At 72.8% G+C, this 17,247-nt stretch carries 20 protein-coding genes; 18 read left to right on the plus strand and 2 right to left on the minus strand.

Annotated elements, in window-relative coordinates; all coding sequences use genetic code 11:
* Positions 1 to 39: 39 nt before the first annotated feature.
* The gene (gene ftsH, locus ACSP97_RS25375; protein ID WP_355151545.1) at positions 40 to 1,986 is read left to right on the plus strand and encodes an ATP-dependent zinc metalloprotease FtsH; all 1,947 of its coding nucleotides are present in this window, start codon (positions 40 to 42) and stop codon (positions 1,984 to 1,986) included.
* Between the two features lie 9 nt (positions 1,987 to 1,995).
* On the opposite strand, the gene ACSP97_RS25380 is transcribed toward ftsH, so the two are convergent.
* Positions 1,996 to 2,832 carry an SAM-dependent methyltransferase gene (locus tag ACSP97_RS25380; RefSeq protein ID WP_440554387.1) on the minus strand — a complete coding sequence of 279 codons (837 nt, stop codon included), beginning with the start codon at positions 2,830 to 2,832 and terminating at the stop codon, positions 1,996 to 1,998.
* 522 nt (positions 2,833 to 3,354) lie between these two features.
* Between ACSP97_RS25380 and ACSP97_RS25385 the strand changes: the two genes are divergently transcribed.
* The 17 genes from ACSP97_RS25385 to ACSP97_RS25465 all read left to right on the plus strand — a co-directional run bounded on the left by ACSP97_RS25385 (position 3,355) and on the right by ACSP97_RS25465 (position 16,482).
* Entirely contained in the window at positions 3,355 to 3,951 is a 597-nt protein-coding gene (locus ACSP97_RS25385) for a hypothetical protein (RefSeq protein ID WP_070022293.1), read from the plus strand.
* Positions 3,952 to 4,245: 294 nt separating this feature from the next.
* Positions 4,246 to 4,665 (plus strand): 30S ribosomal protein S16, encoded by a 420-nt coding sequence (rpsP, locus tag ACSP97_RS25390; protein WP_070022292.1) that lies wholly within the window; start codon positions 4,246 to 4,248, stop codon positions 4,663 to 4,665.
* Positions 4,666 to 4,670: 5 nt separating this feature from the next.
* Positions 4,671 to 4,910, plus strand: a complete 240-nt coding sequence (locus ACSP97_RS25395; protein ID WP_029385578.1) for an RNA-binding protein — start codon at positions 4,671 to 4,673, stop codon at positions 4,908 to 4,910.
* Positions 4,911 to 5,013: 103 nt separating this feature from the next.
* Positions 5,014 to 5,586 (plus strand): ribosome maturation factor RimM, encoded by a 573-nt coding sequence (rimM, locus tag ACSP97_RS25400; protein ID WP_355151542.1) that lies wholly within the window; start codon positions 5,014 to 5,016, stop codon positions 5,584 to 5,586.
* Positions 5,586 to 6,419, plus strand: coding sequence for a tRNA (guanosine(37)-N1)-methyltransferase TrmD (gene trmD, locus ACSP97_RS25405; protein ID WP_358273667.1), 834 nt, complete (start codon positions 5,586 to 5,588; stop codon positions 6,417 to 6,419). Before rimM ends, trmD begins: the two co-directional genes overlap by 1 nt.
* A 134-nt stretch (positions 6,420 to 6,553) precedes the next feature.
* A complete protein-coding gene (gene rplS, locus ACSP97_RS25410; protein WP_070022289.1) occupies positions 6,554 to 6,904 on the plus strand; it encodes a 50S ribosomal protein L19 in 351 nt (116 codons plus the stop codon).
* Positions 6,905 to 6,949: 45 nt separating this feature from the next.
* The gene (lepB, locus tag ACSP97_RS25415; RefSeq protein WP_382014423.1) at positions 6,950 to 7,648 is read left to right on the plus strand and encodes a signal peptidase I; all 699 of its coding nucleotides are present in this window, start codon (positions 6,950 to 6,952) and stop codon (positions 7,646 to 7,648) included.
* Entirely contained in the window at positions 7,641 to 8,786 is a 1,146-nt protein-coding gene (gene lepB / locus ACSP97_RS25420) for a signal peptidase I (protein ID WP_440554391.1), read from the plus strand. The genes lepB (ACSP97_RS25415) and lepB (ACSP97_RS25420) overlap by 8 nt, the downstream gene beginning before the upstream one ends.
* Complete coding sequence (lepB, locus tag ACSP97_RS25425; protein ID WP_355528873.1) at positions 8,776 to 9,639, plus strand: signal peptidase I; 864 nt, start codon at positions 8,776 to 8,778, stop codon at positions 9,637 to 9,639. Before lepB (ACSP97_RS25420) ends, lepB (ACSP97_RS25425) begins: the two co-directional genes overlap by 11 nt.
* A 111-nt stretch (positions 9,640 to 9,750) precedes the next feature.
* Positions 9,751 to 10,536: a signal peptidase I gene (lepB, locus tag ACSP97_RS25430; protein WP_355528876.1), complete on the plus strand. Its 786-nt coding sequence runs from the start codon at positions 9,751 to 9,753 to the stop codon at positions 10,534 to 10,536.
* Complete coding sequence (locus ACSP97_RS25435) at positions 10,526 to 11,044, plus strand: NUDIX hydrolase (protein ID WP_355152328.1); 519 nt, start codon at positions 10,526 to 10,528, stop codon at positions 11,042 to 11,044. The genes lepB (ACSP97_RS25430) and ACSP97_RS25435 overlap by 11 nt, the downstream gene beginning before the upstream one ends.
* Before the next feature lie 56 nt (positions 11,045 to 11,100).
* Entirely contained in the window at positions 11,101 to 11,409 is a 309-nt protein-coding gene (locus ACSP97_RS25440; protein WP_043444228.1) for a DUF2469 domain-containing protein, read from the plus strand.
* Positions 11,410 to 11,535: 126 nt separating this feature from the next.
* Positions 11,536 to 11,898, plus strand: coding sequence for a YraN family protein (locus ACSP97_RS25445; protein ID WP_070022283.1), 363 nt, complete (start codon positions 11,536 to 11,538; stop codon positions 11,896 to 11,898).
* The gene (locus ACSP97_RS25450; protein ID WP_355152329.1) at positions 11,899 to 13,524 is read left to right on the plus strand and encodes a YifB family Mg chelatase-like AAA ATPase; all 1,626 of its coding nucleotides are present in this window, start codon (positions 11,899 to 11,901) and stop codon (positions 13,522 to 13,524) included.
* Complete coding sequence (dprA, locus tag ACSP97_RS25455) at positions 13,521 to 14,696, plus strand: DNA-processing protein DprA (protein WP_440554395.1); 1,176 nt, start codon at positions 13,521 to 13,523, stop codon at positions 14,694 to 14,696. The genes ACSP97_RS25450 and dprA overlap by 4 nt, the downstream gene beginning before the upstream one ends.
* 321 nt (positions 14,697 to 15,017) lie before the next feature.
* Entirely contained in the window at positions 15,018 to 15,860 is an 843-nt protein-coding gene (whiG, locus tag ACSP97_RS25460) for an RNA polymerase sigma factor WhiG (protein ID WP_355152331.1), read from the plus strand.
* A 64-nt stretch (positions 15,861 to 15,924) separates the two neighbouring features.
* On the plus strand, positions 15,925 to 16,482 hold the full coding sequence (locus ACSP97_RS25465; RefSeq protein WP_355325502.1) for a TetR/AcrR family transcriptional regulator: 558 nt from the start codon (positions 15,925 to 15,927) through the stop codon (positions 16,480 to 16,482).
* Between the two features lie 64 nt (positions 16,483 to 16,546).
* On the opposite strand, the gene ACSP97_RS25470 is transcribed toward ACSP97_RS25465, so the two are convergent.
* A complete protein-coding gene (locus ACSP97_RS25470; RefSeq protein ID WP_382075452.1) occupies positions 16,547 to 17,110 on the minus strand; it encodes a murein hydrolase activator EnvC family protein in 564 nt (187 codons plus the stop codon).
* Positions 17,111 to 17,247: the final 137 nt, after the last annotated feature.

Raw genomic sequence — 17,247 nt, forward strand, 5'->3', positions numbered from 1 at the left:
CGGCATGTGCCGCCCGGCTATCTGCCGTAACGTCCCTGTATGAGCAATGCGGCGCCCCCGCGCAAGGACCCGGAGCAGCCGTGGCGCGCCGAGGGCACCCCCGAGGGGCCCCGGCGCCCCGGCGGCCCCGGACTCCGGGGCGGCAAGTGGTGGGGGCTGCTGGTCACCGCGCTGATCGTCTTCCTGCTGGCCTGGGTCGGCCTGAACTACCTCGGCCAGGGCAACCAGCCGACGATCTCCTACACCGAGTTCAGCCGACAGGTCTCCGAGGGCAACGTCGCCACGATCTACTCCAAGGGCGACGCGATCCAGGGGCAGCTGAAGAGCGCCCGGAACAACCCCGAGGGCGGCGGCCGGTACACCCGCTTCAAGACCCAGCGCCCGGCGTTCGCGGACGACCGGCTGTGGCAGAACCTCAGCAGTCACGGCGTCACGGTGACCGCGCGGCCGGTGGTACAGGAGCGCAGTTTCCTGTCCAACCTGCTGCTCTCCTTGATCCCGATCCTGATCCTGGTCGCCGTGTGGGTCTTCTTCGCCCGGCGGCTCGGCGGGGCGCTGTCCGGGGGCGCGGGCGGTCTGTTCGGCCGCCGGGCGCCGCCCCGGCCGGTCGGCCCGGCACCGGGCACCGAGCGCACCACCTTCGCCGACGTGGCCGGCATCGACGAGGTCAAGGGCGAGCTGGACGACGTCGTCGACTTCCTCGAACACCCGGACGCCTACCGCCGGATGGGTGCCAAGCTGCCGCGCGGGGTGCTGCTCGCGGGCCCGCCCGGCACCGGGAAGACCCTGCTCGCACGGGCGGTGGCGGGGGAGGCCGGGGTGCCGTTCTTCTCGGCGTCGGCGTCGGAGTTCATCGAGATGATCGTCGGCGTGGGCGCGTCCCGGGTGCGGGAACTGTTCGCCGAGGCCCGCAAGGTGGCGCCGTCCATCATCTTCATCGACGAGATCGACACCATCGGCCGGGCGCGCAGCGGCAGCACGGCGATGAGCGGCCACGACGAGCGGGAGCAGACGCTCAACCAGATCCTCACCGAGATGGACGGCTTCTCCGGCTCCGAGGGCGTGATCGTCATCGCGGCGACCAACCGCGCGGACATCCTGGACCCGGCACTGACCCGTCCGGGCCGCTTCGACCGGGTGGTCAGCGTGGCCCCGCCGGACCGTTCGGGCCGGGAGGCGATCCTGCGCATCCACACCCGGGACGTGCCGCTCGCCCCGGACGTCGACCTGGCCCGGCTGGCGCGGGCCACCCCCGGGATGACCGGCGCGGACCTGGCGAACCTCGCCAACGAGGCCGCGCTGCTCGCGGTCAAGCGCAAGCAGGACCGGGTGACCGCCGCCGACCTGTCCGAGGCGCTGGAGAAGGTCCAGCTGGGCGCCGAGCGCACGCTGGTGATGCCGGAGGAGGACCGGCGCCGTACGGCGTACCACGAGAGCGGCCACGCGCTGCTCGGCATGCTGCAACCGGGCGCGGACCCGGTCCGCAAGATCACCATCGTGCCGCGCGGCCGGGCGCTCGGGGTGACGATGTCCACGCCGGAGGTGGAGCGGTACGCGCACTCCGAGGAGTACCTGCGCGGCCGGATCATCGGCGCGCTGGGCGGCATGGCCGCCGAGGAGGTCGTCTACGGCGTGGTCACCACGGGCGCGGAGAGCGACCTGGAGCAGGTCACCAACATCGCGCGCGGGATGGTGGCCCGCTGGGGCATGAGCGAGCGCGTCGGCCGGCTGTCGGCCCTGCCGAGCGACGCCCAGCAGGCCTACGGGCTGGCCGCCGCCCCGCAGACCCTGGACGTCATCGACGCCGAGATGCGGCGGATCGTGGACGAGTGCTACGACGAGGCGCGCCGCAAACTCCGCGACCACCGCGGGCAGTTGGACGCGCTGGCGGGGGCGCTGCTGGAGCACGAGACGCTGGAGGAGGCGGACGCGTACCGGATCGCCGGCGTCACCCGGCTGACCAAGGAAGCCGAAGAACCCCGGTGATCGGGGGCCTCAGGGCACGCGGGCGATCAGATAGCGGAAGACGTTGGGCATCCGGACGGTGCCGTCCGGGCGGCGGTAGGTGTGCAGGGCCTCGGCCAGCTCCTTGTCGACCTGTTCGGCGCCGGTCGCCCGGGCCGCCGCGTCGAACAGTCCCGTGGCGAGCAGTCCGCGGACCGCGCTGTCCGGGTCGGCGTACCCGAAGGGGCAGGAGACCCGACCGGAGCCGTCGGGCCGCAGCCCCGCCCGCCGGGCGGTCTCCTCCAGGTCGTCCCGGCCGGCCGGGCGCCAGCCGTCCGCCCTGCGCAAAGGATCGGCCAGTTTCGCCGCCACCCGCAGCACCGAGGAGGTGGCACAGCGTTCCGGCGGACCCCAGCCGACCAGTACCACGGCGGCCCCCCGGGCGGCGAGCGGCAGCGCGCCGGCCAGCAGCCGGCCGGGCTCCTCGGAGCCGTCCGCGGGCCGGCGCAGGGGCTCGAAGAGGGTCACGAGGGTGAACGGGGCGCGCTCCGTCGCGCGCGGGAGACGCGCCCAGAGCTGCGCCCGTGCGCCCCCGCCGTCCCGGTCGGCGGGCAGCAGCCGTTCGCGGGCCAGGGCGAGCAGTTCGGGGCAGGAGTCGACGCCGGTGACCGCGGCGCCGCGCGCCACGGCCGGCAGCAGGGCGAGCCCGGAGCCGCAGCGCAGGCCCAGCAGGCGGCTGGCCGGGCCGACGTCGAGCCGTTCGTGGACGGCCTCGTGGAGCGGTACGAGCATCCGCTCCTGGATCTCGGCCCAGTCCCGCGCGCGGGCGCTCTGCCGGTTCTCGGTGTCCGCGTGCGGCGGACGGTGCCGCACGAGCGAAGCTGTCATGGACAAGCGCTCCCATCCGTCGACGGTTCGCCGCTGTGCCGGATCGCGTGTGGTCCCCGTGTCCGTGCGTGCGCACTTTCCACATGCCAGGTAACTGCGGGCACGCGGCCCCGTCCAGGGGGCGTGGGGATCGCTTGGGCGCACGGCACGGGTGTGGCGAGAATTCACATCCCGGCAACCCGGGCGGCCCTACGGTGTGCACGCCGGAGGACGGGCCGGTGCCGGGGGGTGCGGTCGCGCACGGTAACGTCGCGACCGTCACGAGCGCTGACCGAGGTGCGACGTGGCGTCAAGAGCGGCCGAATCGCCCCTTGCGCATCCGCCGACCATCGCCGCGACAGGGCGTACTGGTCGGATCGTAGTGCCGTCTACGCACCGGCTTGGGAGGAGCTGTGAGGCTTCTCCGCAGATCAGCGCACCCGCCCTCGTCAGGACGCATCAGCGGCAACTGACGGGTACGTGCAAATTATTTGGGATGCCCCGGAATAGGAACACAGCGTGCCCTCCGCTCGTTGTCATTACGTGAGCACGACACAGACACCACCTGTTCTCGCCGCAGAGCTGGCACAGGCGTGGGCCGACATTCAGCGGTACCACCCCGAGCTGCCGGACCTTGCCGCGCCAGAGTCCCTGATCGGGGAGTCGTCGTCCGCGTGCGGGCACGAACTCTCCTTCGAACGGCTGCTCCATGAGGCAGTCCACGGCATCGCCGCCGCGCGCGGGGTCCGCGACACCTCCCGGGCCGGCCGCTACCACAACCGCCGGTTCCTCGCGATCGCCGAGGAGTTGGGCCTCGACCACCCGGAGGAGCCGCATCCCAGCAGCGGCTTCTCCCTGGTCACGCTCAACCCCGAGGCGAAGCGGCGCTACCGCCCGACCATCGAACGCCTCCAGCGCGCCCTGAAGGCGCACTCGGCGGCGACCACGGAGGACACCTCCCGTACCTTCCGGGGCCCGGCCGCCCGGCACGGCTCCTCCGGCGGAGGCGTCCGCGTCAAGGCCGTCTGCGACTGCGGCCGCAACGTCCGCGTGGTCCCCTCGGTTCTCGCCCAGGCCCCCATCGTCTGCGGCGGCTGCGGCAAACCGTTCCGCATCCCCGAGATCGCCGGCGCGGCCTGACCCCGTCGTCCCCGGCATCTCGTGGGTGCCGGACCCCACACCACGACCCCCACCCGCGTCCCGTCGGCGGCCCCAGGCCGGCGGGGCGCGGGGCCCTGCGCGCCTGCCCGGCCGCGGCCCACCCCCGCGGCCGGGAGCGACCCGCCGGGTATGGCACAATGGCTAGCTGTACTCGACAGCCGCACAGGACCCCTCTCTCCTCCGGCTGACGCGTCCATCGGGCACTCGGGTACCGCAACCCCACGCGGCAGCTCGCCGTGCCCTACCACGTCAAATCCAGGAGAACCCACTCCCGTGGCAGTCAAGATCAAGCTGAAGCGTCTGGGCAAGATCCGTTCGCCTCACTACCGCATCGTCGTCGCCGACTCCCGTACCCGCCGTGACGGCCGGGCCATCGAGGAGATCGGCAAGTACCACCCGACCTACAACCCGTCGGTCATCGAGGTGGACGCCGAGCGTGTGGCGTACTGGCTCGGCGTCGGCGCCCAGCCGACCGAGCCCGTCCTCGCCATCCTGAAGAAGACCGGCGACTGGCAGAAGTTCAAGGGCGAGCCGGCTCCCGCGCCGCTGCTCGTCGCCGAGCCCAAGCCGGCCCGTCCGTCGTTCGAGGCCCTCGGCGGTGACGACGAGGCCAAGGGTGAGGCCATCACCCAGAAGAAGAAGGCTGAGAAGAAGGACGAGGCCGCGGCTGAGTCCGAGTCGACCGAGGCCTGAGCAGCATGCTCGAAGAGGCGCTTGAGCACCTCGTGAAGGGCATCGTCGACAACCCTGACGATGTGCAGGTCGCCTCGCGCAACCTGCGCCGCGGGCGCGTGCTGGAGGTCCGGGTCCACCCGGACGACCTCGGCAAGGTGATCGGCCGCAACGGCCGTACCGCGCGCGCTCTGCGTACCGTCGTGGGCGCCATCGGCGGTCGCGGTGTCCGCGTCGACCTGGTCGACGTGGACAACGTCCGCTGACGCTTCAAAGCAACCGGCTCGGGCCGGGGAGGGCCACTCGGCCGTCCCCGGCCCGAGTCGTATGAGCAGGACACACGCAGGAGACGACAGGAGAATTGGACAGGTGCAGCTGGTAGTCGCACGGGTCGGCCGTGCCCATGGCATCAAGGGCGAGGTCACCGTCGAGGTACGTACCGACGAGCCGGAGCTCAGACTCGCCCCCGGCGCCGTACTCGCCACGGATCCCGCCTCCGCGGGGCCGCTGACCATCGAGACGGGCCGCGTGCACAGCGGCCGTCTGCTCCTGCGCTTCGAGGGCGTCACCGACCGCAACGGCGCCGAGGCCCTGCGCAACACCCTGCTGATCGCCGAGGTGGACCCCGAGGAGCTGCCCGAGGGCGAGGACGAGTACTACGACCACCAGCTCATGGACCTCGACGTGGTCACCGAGGACGGCACGGAGGTCGGCCGGATCACCGAGATCTCGCACCTGCCCTCGCAGGACCTGTTCATCGTCGAGCGCCCGGACGGCACCGAGGTCATGATCCCCTTCGTGGAGGAGATCGTCACCGAGATCGACCTGGAGGAGCAGCGGGCCGTCATCACGCCCCCGCCCGGTCTGATCGACGACCGCGCCGAGATCGCGTCGAGCCGCGAGCCGGCGGACGAGTCCGGCGCGCCGGGGGACGAGTCGTGATGCGCCTCGACGTCGTCACGATCTTCCCCGAGTACCTGGACCCCCTGAACGTCTCCCTCGTCGGCAAGGCCCGGCACCGCGGACAGCTCGCGGTGCACGTCCACGACCTGCGGGGATGGACGTACGACCGGCACAACACGGTCGACGACACGCCGTACGGCGGCGGCCCCGGCATGGTCATGAAGACCGAGCCCTGGGGCGAGGCCCTGGACACCGTCCTCGCCGACGGCTACGAGAGCGGCGCCCACGCGCCCGCGCTGATCGTGCCCACCCCCAGCGGCCGCCCCTTCACCCAGGAACTGGCCGTGGAACTCTCCGAGCGGCCCTGGCTGATCTTCACCCCGGCCCGCTACGAGGGCATCGACCGCCGGGTCTTCGACGAGTACGCCACCCGGATGCCCGTGTACGAGGTCTCCATCGGGGACTACGTCCTGGCCGGCGGCGAGGCGGCCGTCCTCGTCGTCACCGAGGCCGTCGCCCGGCTGCTGCCCGGTGTCCTCGGCAACGCCGAGTCCCACCGCGACGACTCCTTCGCCCCCGGCGCCATGGCCAACCTGCTGGAAGGCCCCGTCTACACCAAGCCGCCCGTCTGGCGCGACCGGGACATCCCGGAGGTGCTGCTCAGCGGCCACCATGGGAAGATCGCCCGCTGGCGCCGCGACGAGGCCCTGCGGCGCACCACCCTCAACCGGCCCGACCTGATCGAACGCTGCGATCCCAAGGCGTTCGACAAGAAGGACCGCGAGATGCTGTCCATCCTGGGCTGGGAACCGGACCCGGACGGCCACCCGTACGGCCGATTTTGGCGCCGGGCCGGCGGCATGGAAGAATAGGCCGCTGTTGTGCGCCCGTCCGGCGTGCGCCCCTGCCACAGGGGGACACGACGCGCGTACCGACCCGCACGACGACCTCCTGTACATCTACCTCCCGTTGATGACCTGTGGCATCAGCGAAGAAAGCAGACGAAATGTCTCACCTGCTCGACACCGTCGACGCCGCGTCGCTGCGCAGCGACATCCCGGCCTTCCGCCCGGGTGACACCGTCAACGTGCACGTCCGCGTCATCGAGGGCAACCGCTCCCGTGTGCAGCAGTTCAAGGGCGTGGTGATCCGTCGCCAGGGCTCCGGTGTCCGCGAGACCTTCACGGTCCGCAAGGTCTCGTTCTCCGTCGGCGTCGAGCGCACCTTCCCGGTGCACACCCCGATCGTCGAGAAGATCGAGCTGGTCACCCGTGGTGACGTGCGCCGCGCCAAGCTGTACTACCTCCGTGAGCTGCGCGGCAAGGCCGCGAAGATCAAGGAGAAGCGCGAGAGCTGAGCGCTTCCCCGGAGTCACAGCGGGGACGGATAACATCTCGCCCCGATGGACACCGAAGCACAGCCGACGGAACGCGACCGCCCCTCCCTCCCGGAATCCCCGGGTCCGGAGGAGCGGTCGCGTTCCTCGTTGCCGACGCGGATCGTCGAGTGGCTGCCCGGCGGCCGTGTCACCCTCACCCTCTTCGCCTGCCTGGCGTTCCTGCTCCTGCTGAGCACCTTCGTGGTGCAGCCCTTCCAGATCCCCAGCGGATCCATGGAGCAGGGGCTGCGGATCGGCGACCGCGTCCTTGTCAACAAGCTCGTCTACCGATTCGGTGCCGGGCCCGGTCGCGGGGACGTGATTGTGTTCGACGGAACCGGGTATTTCGGGGACGGCGACTACATCAAACGCGTCGTCGGGGTGGGCGGGGACCACGTGGTCTGCTGCACCAGGCAGGGGAGGATCGAGGTGAACGGCCGCGCGGTCGACGAGTCTGCGTTCCTCTACCCCGGGGACAGCGCCTCCAGCGTGCCCTTCGACATCGTGGTGCCGCCCGGCACCCTCTTCGTCCTCGGTGACCACCGCAGCGACTCCAGTGACTCCCGCGACCACCTCGGCTCGCCCGGCGGCGGCATGATCCCCGTCGGCGACGTCATCGGCCGGGCCGACTGGATCATCTGGCCGTACCGCCACTGGACCCATCTGACCCGGCCGTCCGCCTACGCGCGCGTGCCCGCCGCGGCGGGTGGCGCCCATGGGTAGCCGGGCCAGACCGCGTGCCGGTTCCGGCGCCCCCGCGGGCCGCCGGCGGCCCGCCAAGGGCCGTGCGTCCGCGTCCGGCGGGACCCGCCGCACCTCGGCGCCCGGCGGCCGCAGCCGCGCCGAACGGCGCAAGCTCCAGCGCAAGGTCAAACGCAAGCGCAGGCGCTCGGCCGTGCGGGAGATCCCCCTCCTGGTGGGGGTCGCGGTCCTCATCGCCCTGGTCCTGAAGACCTTCCTGGTCCAGGCGTTCGTGATCCCGTCCGGCTCCATGGAGCAGACGATCCGGATCGGCGACCGCGTCCTGGTCGACAAGCTCACCCCCTGGTTCGGCGCCGAGCCGCACCGCGGGGACGTCGTGGTCTTCCGCGACCCGGGCGGCTGGCTGGACGGCGAACAGACCAAGGCCACGTCCGACCCGGTCGTCCTCAAACAGCTCAAGGAAGGCCTGAGCTTCATCGGGCTGCTCCCGTCCGACAACGAGAAAGACCTGATCAAACGGGTCATCGGGGTCGGCGGCGACCATGTGAAGTGCTGCGACGCCAAGGGCCGCATCACCGTCAACGGCGTCCCGCTCGACGAGAAGGACTACCTCTACCCGGGCAACGCGCCCTCCGCCACGCCCTTCGACGTCACCGTCCCCAAGGGCCGGCTGTGGGTGATGGGCGACCACCGCGCCTACTCCGCCGACTCCCGCTTCCACCGGGACTCCCCGTTCGGCGGAACGGTCTCGGTGGACTCGGTGGTCGGCCGGGCCATGTGGATCGGCTGGCCGGTCGGCCACTGGACGCGCCTGGAGGAACCTAAAACCTTTGCAAGCGTTGGCCGGGCCGGGACGGGGACCGCTGCGGCCCGGCCCCCGTCGCATAGGGTTGACCACGAGAATCCGAACGGAATGACCCGGCTCCCGACCCCTGCGGAACTCCCGCTCGTTATGGGAGTGGTGGGCCTGCGCCGTCTGTGGCGCGGGCGGCGGCACGGAGTAAGGAGTTGGCGTGGGGGATGTGGCGGTTGGCGCACGGTCGGGACACGACGGCGAGGAGCACCGCGGAGACCCCGCGGCGGCGAACGGCTCGGACCCGGACGGCGCCATGACCACCGGGAACGACGCGACGGCGGGAGACGACGGCATGCCGCGTGACGAACGGGGCGGCGGCGCGGGCGAGTCCGCGCCGCCGCCCAAGCCGCGCTCCTTCTGGAAGGAGCTGCCGATCCTGATCGTCATCGCGCTGGTCCTTGCGCTGCTGATCAAGACGTTCCTGGTGCAGGCGTTCTCGATCCCCTCGGCCTCCATGGAGAACACCCTCCAGGTGGGCGACCGGGTGCTGGTCGACAAGCTGACGCCGTGGTTCGGCTCCAAGCCCGAGCGCGGCGAGGTCGTCGTCTTCCACGACCCCGACAACTGGCTGGAGGGCGAGCCCGCGCCGAACCCCAACGCGGTGCAGAAGGTCCTCAGCTGGATCGGGCTGATGCCGTCGGCCAATGAGAAGGACCTGATCAAGCGGGTGATCGGCGTCGGCGGCGACACCATCGAGTGCAAGAACTCGGGCCCGCTGCTGGTCAACGGCAAGGCGCTGAACGAGCCGTACGTCTACCCCGGCAACACGCCGTGCAGCATGGACGACCAGGGCGGCCAGTTCAAGGTGAAGGTCCCCAAGGGCTTCATCTGGGTGATGGGCGACCACCGCCAGAACTCCCGCGACTCGCGCTACAACCAGAACGACAAGAACCACGGCTTCGTGCCCGTGAACAAGGTCGTCGGCCGCGCCATCGTCAAGGCCTGGCCCATCAACCGCTGGGGCACCCTGCCCGTCCCGGACACCTTCGACCAGCCCGGCCTGAACAACCAGCAGTCCTCCTCGGCCGCCTCCCTGACGGTCGCCCCCGAGGGCATCGCCGTCGCGGCCGTCGCACCGGTCGTGATCTGGCGGCGCCGGCGTGCCGACCGGCTGCGGTCCGACGCCCTGTCCAAGGCGACGAGCGGACGGCGCTGACCCCGTCGCCGCCCTGGACCCGGCCCCCGTGTGAAGCTCCGGGAAAGCTCTGCCCCGGCTGGTGAAGGAGGGGCTGACCTCGCTCGGTACCGGCAGGTAGGGTGCGGGTCCATGGGTGGCGAGAGCACGACGCGTACGGCCCCGCACAGCGGCGGCACCGGGACGGCACCGGCCGGCGGCAGCCGGCTCGGGCAGCGGCTGTCCGGGGTGGCCGTGGCCCTGGGCCTGGTGCTGTTCCTCGGCGGCTTCGGCTGGGCGGCCGTCGCCTACCGGCCGTACACCGTGCCCACCAGCTCCATGACCCCCACCATCGACGCCGGTGACCGCGTGCTCGCCGAGCGCGTGGACGGCGGCGAGGTGCGCCGCGGTGACGTGGTCGTCTTCCGCGACAACAGCTGGGTCACCGGCTCCCTCGTGGTCAAGCGCGTGGTGGCGGTCGGCGGCGACACCGTCTCCTGCTGCACGGACGGCAAGCTGACCGTCAACGGCAAGCAGATCCAGGAGCCGTACCTGCCCAAGGGCACTCTGGCCGAGAACCAGAACTTCCCGACCGTGACCGTCCCCCGCGGCCGCCTCTTCCTGCTCGGCGACGAACGCCAGGGCTCCCTGGACTCCACCGCCCACCTCACGGACGCCGCCAAGGGCACCGTCGCCGCCGACGCGGTGAAGGCCCGGGTGGACGCCGTCGTCTGGCCCTGGAAGGGCATGCTGGGCCGCCCCACCGGCTTCGAGGCGCTCGGCCCGCTCTCCCAGCCGGGCCCGCTGAGCACCATCGGGCTGCTGATCGTCGCCGGCGCCGTCCTGGTCCTCGGCGGCGGCGCCTACGGCCCGATCGCCAAGCGCGCGGGCCGCTCCCGGGCCCGCGCCACCGGCACGGAGGCGGCCGGTGTCCGCTGAGACCGCACCCGAACAGCCCCGCGAGGGCGGCCTGCGCAAGGTCGCCCGCGTGGTCCTCCTCGACCCCCACGACCGCATCCTCCTGCTGCACGGCCACGAGCCCGACGACCCCGCCGACGACTGGTGGTTCACCCCCGGCGGCGGCGTGGAGGGAGCCGAGACCCGCGCCGAGGCGGCGCTGCGGGAACTCGCCGAGGAAACCGGCATCACCGAGGTCGACCTCGGCCCGGTGCTGTGGCGGCGCCGCTGCTCCTTCCCGTTCGCGGGCCGCCGCTGGGACCAGGACGAGTGGTACTACCTGGCCCGTACCACCCAGACCGCGACCGCGGCGACGGGCCTGACCGAACTGGAACGGCGCAGCGTCGTCGGAGCGCGTTGGTGGACGTGCCAGGAACTGACCCGGGCACATGAGACGGTGTATCCGACCAGACTCGCCGAGCTGCTGCGCACGCTGCTCGACGAGGGTCCCCCGGCCGGCCCCGTGACCCTTGACACCGAAATCGTCTGAGGGCCGGTGGAACTGGCGCACAATGGGGGGATCGCACGGCTGAAGGGGAACATGCCATGAGCGCCGAGGACCTCGAGAAGTACGAGACCGAGATGGAGCTGAAGCTCTACCGGGAGTACCGAGACGTCGTCGGTCTCTTCAAATTCGTGATCGAGACGGAACGGCGTTTCTACCTCACCAACGACTACGAGATGCAGGTGCACTCGGTCCAGGGCGAGGTGTTCTTCGAGGTGTCGATGGCGGACGCCTGGGTCTGGGACATGTACCGGCCGGCCCGCTTCGTCAAGCAGGTGCGCGTGCTCACGTTCAAGGACGTGAACATCGAGGAGCTGAACAAGAGCGACCTGGAGCTGCCGGGCGGCTGATGACCTGCGGCTTCTCGTCCCGTCACCCGTCGGGGTGACGGGGTTTTCCACAACCGCCCGGTAGTCCACCAAGATCCACTCGCCGGGCCGGGATGCGTGACCGTTGGCGCCGGAGGTGGTGCCGACATGAACGCACGCGAAGCGATCGGCAGGTACGGAGAGAACCTGGCCGCCCGCCGGCTGACCGAGGCCGGGATGACGGTCCTGGCGCGCAACTGGCGCGCCGGCCGCAGGGGCGAGATCGACATCGTGGCACGGGACGGCGAGGTCCTGGTCGTCTGCGAGGTCAAGACCCGCGCGGGCGGCCGCTACGAACATCCCATGGCCGCGGTGACCCCCGAGAAGGCCGCCCGACTGCGCGACCTGGCCGAACGCTGGATCCACGCCCACGGCGGAGCCCCACCGGGCGGCGTCCGCATCGACCTGGTCGGCGTCCTCGTCCCCGGCCGCGGCGCGCCCCTGGTCGAGCACGCCCGGGGGGTGGCCTGAATGGCGTTCGCCCGCACCTGCTCCGTCGCCCTCGTCGGCGTCGAGGGCGTGGTCGTGGAAGTCCAGGCCGACCTCGAACCGGGCGTGGCCGCGTTCACCCTGGTCGGCCTGCCCGACAAGAGCCTGTCCGAGAGCCGCGACCGGGTCAGGGCGGCGGTGGTGAACTCGGGTGCCGAGTGGCCGCAGAAGAAACTCACCGTCGGCCTCAGCCCCGCCTCGGTGCCGAAGGCCGGCTCCGGGTTCGACCTGGCCGTGGCCTGCGCGGTGCTCGGGGCCGCCGAACGGATCGACCCCCGGGTCCTCGCCGACATCGTCATGATCGGCGAGCTGGGCCTGGACGGCCGGGTGCGCCCGGTGCGCGGCATCCTGCCCGCCGTGCTGGCCGCCGCCGACGCGGGGTACGAGCAGGTGGTCGTGCCGGAGTGCGCCGCCGCGGAGGCCGCGCTGGTCCCCGGGGTGTCGGTGCTCGGCGTCCGCAGCCTGCGCCGGCTCATCGCGGTGCTCGCCGAGGAGCCGGTCCCCGAGGAGGAGCCCGACGAGCCGGGCCGTCCCGACCCGCTGCTGGCCGGACTGCGGGTACCGGGCACCGGCGCCGCCACCGGCATGCACAGCCTCGGCGCCGCCCAGCACGAAGGCGAGCACGACCTGGCCGACGTGATCGGCCAGACCTCCGCCCGTACGGCCGTGGAGGTGGCCGCCGCGGGCGGGCACCACCTGTTCCTGGAGGGACCGCCGGGCGCGGGCAAGACGATGCTCGCCGAACGGCTGCCCGCCGTCCTGCCGCGGCTCACCCGGGAGGAGTCCCTGGAGGTCACGGCGGTGCACTCGGTGGCCGGACTGCTGCCACCGGGCAAACCGCTCATCGACGTCGCCCCCTACTGCGCCCCGCACCACTCGGCCACGATGCAGTCCCTCGTGGGCGGCGGCCCCGGCGTCGCCCGCCCGGGTGCGGTCTCCCTCGCCCATCGCGGCGTGCTCTTCCTGGACGAGGCACCCGAGTTCCACGGCCAGACCCTGGACGCGCTGCGGCAGCCGCTGGAGTCCGGGCACGTGGTGATCGCGCGCAGCGCGGGCGTGGTCCGCTTCCCGGCGCGTTTCCTGATGGTGCTGGCCGCCAACCCCTGCCCCTGCGGCCGTTTCTCCCAGCGCGACGCCCTGTGCGAGTGCCCTCCCTCGGCGATCCGCCGCTACCAGGCCCGGCTCTCCGGTCCGCTGCTCGACCGGGTGGACCTGCGCGTCGAGGTCGATCCGGTCACCAGGGCCCAGCTGACCGCGCCGGGCGCCCGCGGCGAGTCCACGGCGGCCGTCGCCGACCGGGTGCGGCAGGCCCGGGAGCGGGCGGCCGCCCGTCTCGCCGGCACGCCCTGGCGGACCAACGGCGAGGTGCCCGGCAGGGAGCTGCGCGGCCGCTTCCAGGCCGTCGCCGGCGCGATGGACGAGGCGGAGCGCAGCCTGGAGCGCGGCCTGCTCACGGCCCGCGGCATCGACCGGGTGCTGCGCGTCGCCTGGACGGTGGCCGACCTCGTGGGACACGACCGCCCGGACGCGTCCGACGTGGCCCTCGCCCTGCATCTGCGCACCGGCGTCCCCCGAGGGGTCCCGATGGCCATCGGCGCGCCGGCATGAGCGGGGCCGACCGGGCCCCGGGCAGGGAGCCGGACGAGGAGACGCTCGGGCGGATGTTCCTCACGCGGGTGATCGAGCCGGGGGACGAGGCCGGCGGGCGGTGGGTGCGCGAGCTGGGGGTGGGAGAGGTGGTGCGGCGGCTCAGGGAAGGCGGCGCGGCGCTCCCGGGCGTCGGCGCGGTGCGGTGGGCCGGGCTGGTGGCGCGGGCCGGCCGGGCCGAGCTGGAGCGCGATCTCGCGGCGGCCCGGGCGGCGGGCGCGCGCTTCGTGGTGCCGGGAGACCCGGAGTGGCCCGGGCAGCTGGACGACCTCGCCGACGCCCGGCCCCTCGGGCTCTGGGTCCGCGGCCGGCCCAGCCTGCGGATATGGGCGCTGAGATCGGTCGCCGTGGTCGGCGCACGGGCCTGCACCGCGTACGGCACGCATGTCGCCGCCACCCTCGCCGCCGGCCTCGCCGAACGCGGCTGGGTCGTCGTCTCCGGCGGTGCCTACGGCATCGACGCCGCCGCCCACCGCGGCGCCCTCGCCGCAGGCGGCGCCACCGTCGCCGTCCTGGCCAGCGGCGTCGACCGGCCCTACCCCCGCGGCCACACCGCCCTGATCGAGCGGATCGCGGCGCAGGGCCTGGTCGTCGGCGAGCTGCCCCCGGGCGACCATCCGACACCCAGCCGGTTCATCCTGCGCAACCGGGTGATCGCCGCCCTGACCAGGGGCACCGTCGTGGTGGAGGCCGCCTGCCGCAGCGGCTCCCTGGCCACCGCGCGCGCCGCCCAGCGTCTGGGCCGCCACACCATGGGCGTCCCGGGCCCGGTCACCAGCGCACTCTCCGCCGGGGTGCACGAACTGCTGCGCGGCGAGGCCGCCCTGGTCACCGATGCCGCCGAGGTGGCCGAGCTGGTGGGCGACATGGGTGAGCTGGCCCCCCCGCGCACCGGCCCGGTGCTGCCCCGGGACCTGCTGGCCCCGGCCGCCCGGACCGTTCTCGCCGCCCTGCCCGGGGACCGCACGGCCCCCGCCGGGGAGATCGCCCTGGGCGCCGGCACCACGCCGGACGAGGCGATCGCCAGACTGTACGAACTCCGAGCACTTGGATACGTCGAACGACATGGCGACGGCTGGAAGTTGACACGCCAGGCGATGATCTCGGCCCGCGCGGGTCGTCCCCCATGCTGACCGAGCGTGTTCGGCCGTCCGGGGGAACGCCCGACACCCTTGGGGTTTCCCGGAGTTGATGCCCCTCGGCCATCACACAGAGCGAGCTGCGGAGCGTGGCGGCGAGGTGGTCGCCGGGACCGCGCGCAGGGGTGGTGCCTCGCCGTTCGCACACCGCGACTCCCCAGTCACGCTACGCTCACGAAAACGCCTCCACAGACCGCATCAACTCGACATCAGACCGACAGCTCACCCAGCCGGCCCCTCCGGGCCACGACCCCGCACCCACGCACAGTCACGGCACTTCTCGGCACTTCACGGCAGAACGGCACAAGGCGACGAATGCCCCAGCACACCTCCGGGTCCGACCGGGCGGCGATCCCCCCAGCCGCCCGCGACGGTGGCAGCGTGCGGCCGCCCGCTCCCTCGACGCTCGACGAGCTGTGGCGGTCGTACAAGGCGACGGGGGACGACCGGCTGCGGGAGCAGCTGATCCTGCACTACTCGCCGCTCGTGAAATACGTGGCGGGCCGGGTGAGCGTCGGCCTGCCGCCCAACGTCGAGCAGGCGGACTTCGTCTCCTCCGGGGTGTTCGGGCTGATCGACGCGATCGAGAAGTTCGACATCGACCGGGAGATCAAGTTCGAGACGTACGCGATCACCCGGATCCGCGGCGCCATGATCGACGAGCTGCGGGCGCTGGACTGGATCCCGCGCTCGGTGCGGCAGAAGGCGCGCAACGTGGAGCGCGCCTACGCCACCCTGGAGGCCCGGCTGCGGCGCACCCCCACCGAGAGCGAGGTGGCCGCCGAACTGGGCATGGAGATCGACGAACTGCACGCCGTCTTCAGCCAGTTGTCGCTCGCCAACGTCGTCGCCCTGGAGGAGCTGCTGCACGTCGGCGCCGAGGGCGGGGACCGGCTGAGCCTCATGGACACGCTGGAGGACACCGCCGCGGACAATCCCGTGGAGGTGGCCGAGGACCGGGAGCTGCGACGGTTCCTCGCGCGCGCCATCAACACGCTGCCGGAGCGGGAGAAGACCGTCGTCACGCTCTACTACTACGAGGGCCTCACCCTCGCCGAGATCGGCAATGTGCTCGGGGTCACCGAGAGCCGGGTCAGCCAGATCCACACCAAGTCGGTGCTCCAGTTGCGGGCCAAGCTGGCGAGCTTCGGGCGCTGACCGGGCCCCCGTTCGGGCGGGGCGTCCTAAAGTGGTTGACGTGCCAAGGATTCGAGCGGCCTCCGTGGCCGAGCACCGGTCGATGCAGCGAGCCGCCCTGCTGGACGCGGCTCGTTCCCTGTTGTCCGAGGGCGGGACGGAGGCGCTGACCTTCCCCGCGCTGGCCGAGCGGACGGGGCTCGCGCGTTCCTCGGTGTACGAGTACTTCCGGTCCCGGGCCGCCGTGGTCGAGGAGCTGTGCGAGGTCGACTTCCCGCTGTGGGCGGCGGAGGTGGCCGCGGCCATGGAGCTGGCCGGGACGCCCGAGGCCAAGGTCGAGGCGTACGTCCGCCGGCAGCTGGCCCTGGTCGGGGACCGGCGGCACCGGGCGGTCGTGGCGATCTCCGCGAGCGAGCTGGACGCCGGGGCGCGGGAGAAGATCCGGGCGGCGCACGGGGAACTCGTCGCGATGATCGTCGAGGCGCTGGGGGAGCTGGGCCACGCGCAGCCGAGGCTGGCGGCGATGCTGGTGCAGGGCGTCGTGGACGCGGCGGTACGGCGCATCGAGCTGGGCGCGGCCGAGGACCCGGCGGCGGTCACGGACGCGGCGGTGGCGATGGTGCTGCGGGGCGTACGCGGCTGAAGACGGCCGAAGGCGGCGCGATCAGGCGGTGGAACGGCTTGGGTCGGGCGGTGAAGGCCCCGGCTCAGGCGGTGAGGACCGGCAGCAGCCTCGACGGCCCCCGCCCCAGCAGCCACGGCGGGAGCAGCGACAAGGGGTTCAGATAGGTCCCGTCCCTGAGCAGTCCCCAGTGGACGCAGGCCGACGCGCCGCAGTGCGACCCCGTCGCCTCCACCGTCCCGATCACCTCGCCCGCCGCCACCTCGTCCCCCTCGCGCACCGACGCCCCCACCGGCTCGTACGTCGTGCGCAGGTCCGTGCCGGCCAGCTCCACCGCCACCACGCCCCGTCCGGCCACCCGCCCCGCGAAGGACACCCGGCCGGGTGCCACCGCGCGCACCGGGGAACCGGCGCCGGCCGCGAGGTCGACGCCCCGGTGGCCGGGGCCGTACGGCGTCGCCGGAGGCTGCCAGCCGCGCAGGACCGGAGGCCGCGATCCCACCGGCCACAGGCGCGCGATCGCAGGCACGTCCGCCGGCGGGTCCGGGGCGGCCGGGGGCTGCGCCCGGGCCGAAGGACCCGGGGCGAGCAGGACGGACACCATGAGCAGGGCGGGGCACAGCGCCACGCGGGCCAGAACTCGTCGCATGCCCCCACCGTGGCGCACCCCCGCCGCCCGGACCCGTCGCCTGTGTGCTACTCGCGGGTTGTGGACAGTGGCGTCACCCGGTGGTCCGGCGGTCCCGTACACTTCTTCTGGCGATCCGGGTCACCGGGTCGACTTCG

Origin of the sequence: Streptomyces sp. SCPE 10 (assembly GCF_051980735.1) — a bacterium.
GTDB classification, from domain to species: Bacteria; Actinomycetota; Actinomycetes; order Streptomycetales; family Streptomycetaceae; genus Streptomyces; species Streptomyces misionensis.

What these genes read in the sequence shown, in the direction of transcription:
- trmD (WP_358273667.1), top strand. Translation starts at nt 5,586, where the DNA reads ATGCGCCTCGACGTCGTCACGATCTTCCCCGAGTACCTGGACCCCCTG.
- rplS (WP_070022289.1), top strand. Translation starts at nt 6,554, where the DNA reads ATGTCTCACCTGCTCGACACCGTCGACGCCGCGTCGCTGCGCAGCGAC.
- lepB (WP_355528876.1), top strand. Translation starts at nt 9,751, where the DNA reads ATGGGTGGCGAGAGCACGACGCGTACGGCCCCGCACAGCGGCGGCACC.
- lepB (WP_440554391.1), top strand. Translation starts at nt 7,641, where the DNA reads ATGGGTAGCCGGGCCAGACCGCGTGCCGGTTCCGGCGCCCCCGCGGGC.
- ACSP97_RS25380 (WP_440554387.1), bottom strand. Translation starts at nt 2,832, where the DNA reads ATGACAGCTTCGCTCGTGCGGCACCGTCCGCCGCACGCGGACACCGAG.
- lepB (WP_355528873.1), top strand. Translation starts at nt 8,776, where the DNA reads ATGCCGCGTGACGAACGGGGCGGCGGCGCGGGCGAGTCCGCGCCGCCG.
- ftsH (WP_355151545.1), top strand. Translation starts at nt 40, where the DNA reads ATGAGCAATGCGGCGCCCCCGCGCAAGGACCCGGAGCAGCCGTGGCGC.
- dprA (WP_440554395.1), top strand. Translation starts at nt 13,521, where the DNA reads ATGAGCGGGGCCGACCGGGCCCCGGGCAGGGAGCCGGACGAGGAGACG.
- ACSP97_RS25395 (WP_029385578.1), top strand. Translation starts at nt 4,671, where the DNA reads ATGCTCGAAGAGGCGCTTGAGCACCTCGTGAAGGGCATCGTCGACAAC.
- lepB (WP_382014423.1), top strand. Translation starts at nt 6,950, where the DNA reads ATGGACACCGAAGCACAGCCGACGGAACGCGACCGCCCCTCCCTCCCG.
- ACSP97_RS25440 (WP_043444228.1), top strand. Translation starts at nt 11,101, where the DNA reads ATGAGCGCCGAGGACCTCGAGAAGTACGAGACCGAGATGGAGCTGAAG.
- ACSP97_RS25445 (WP_070022283.1), top strand. Translation starts at nt 11,536, where the DNA reads ATGAACGCACGCGAAGCGATCGGCAGGTACGGAGAGAACCTGGCCGCC.
- ACSP97_RS25450 (WP_355152329.1), top strand. Translation starts at nt 11,899, where the DNA reads ATGGCGTTCGCCCGCACCTGCTCCGTCGCCCTCGTCGGCGTCGAGGGC.
- ACSP97_RS25470 (WP_382075452.1), bottom strand. Translation starts at nt 17,110, where the DNA reads ATGCGACGAGTTCTGGCCCGCGTGGCGCTGTGCCCCGCCCTGCTCATG.
- whiG (WP_355152331.1), top strand. Translation starts at nt 15,018, where the DNA reads ATGCCCCAGCACACCTCCGGGTCCGACCGGGCGGCGATCCCCCCAGCC.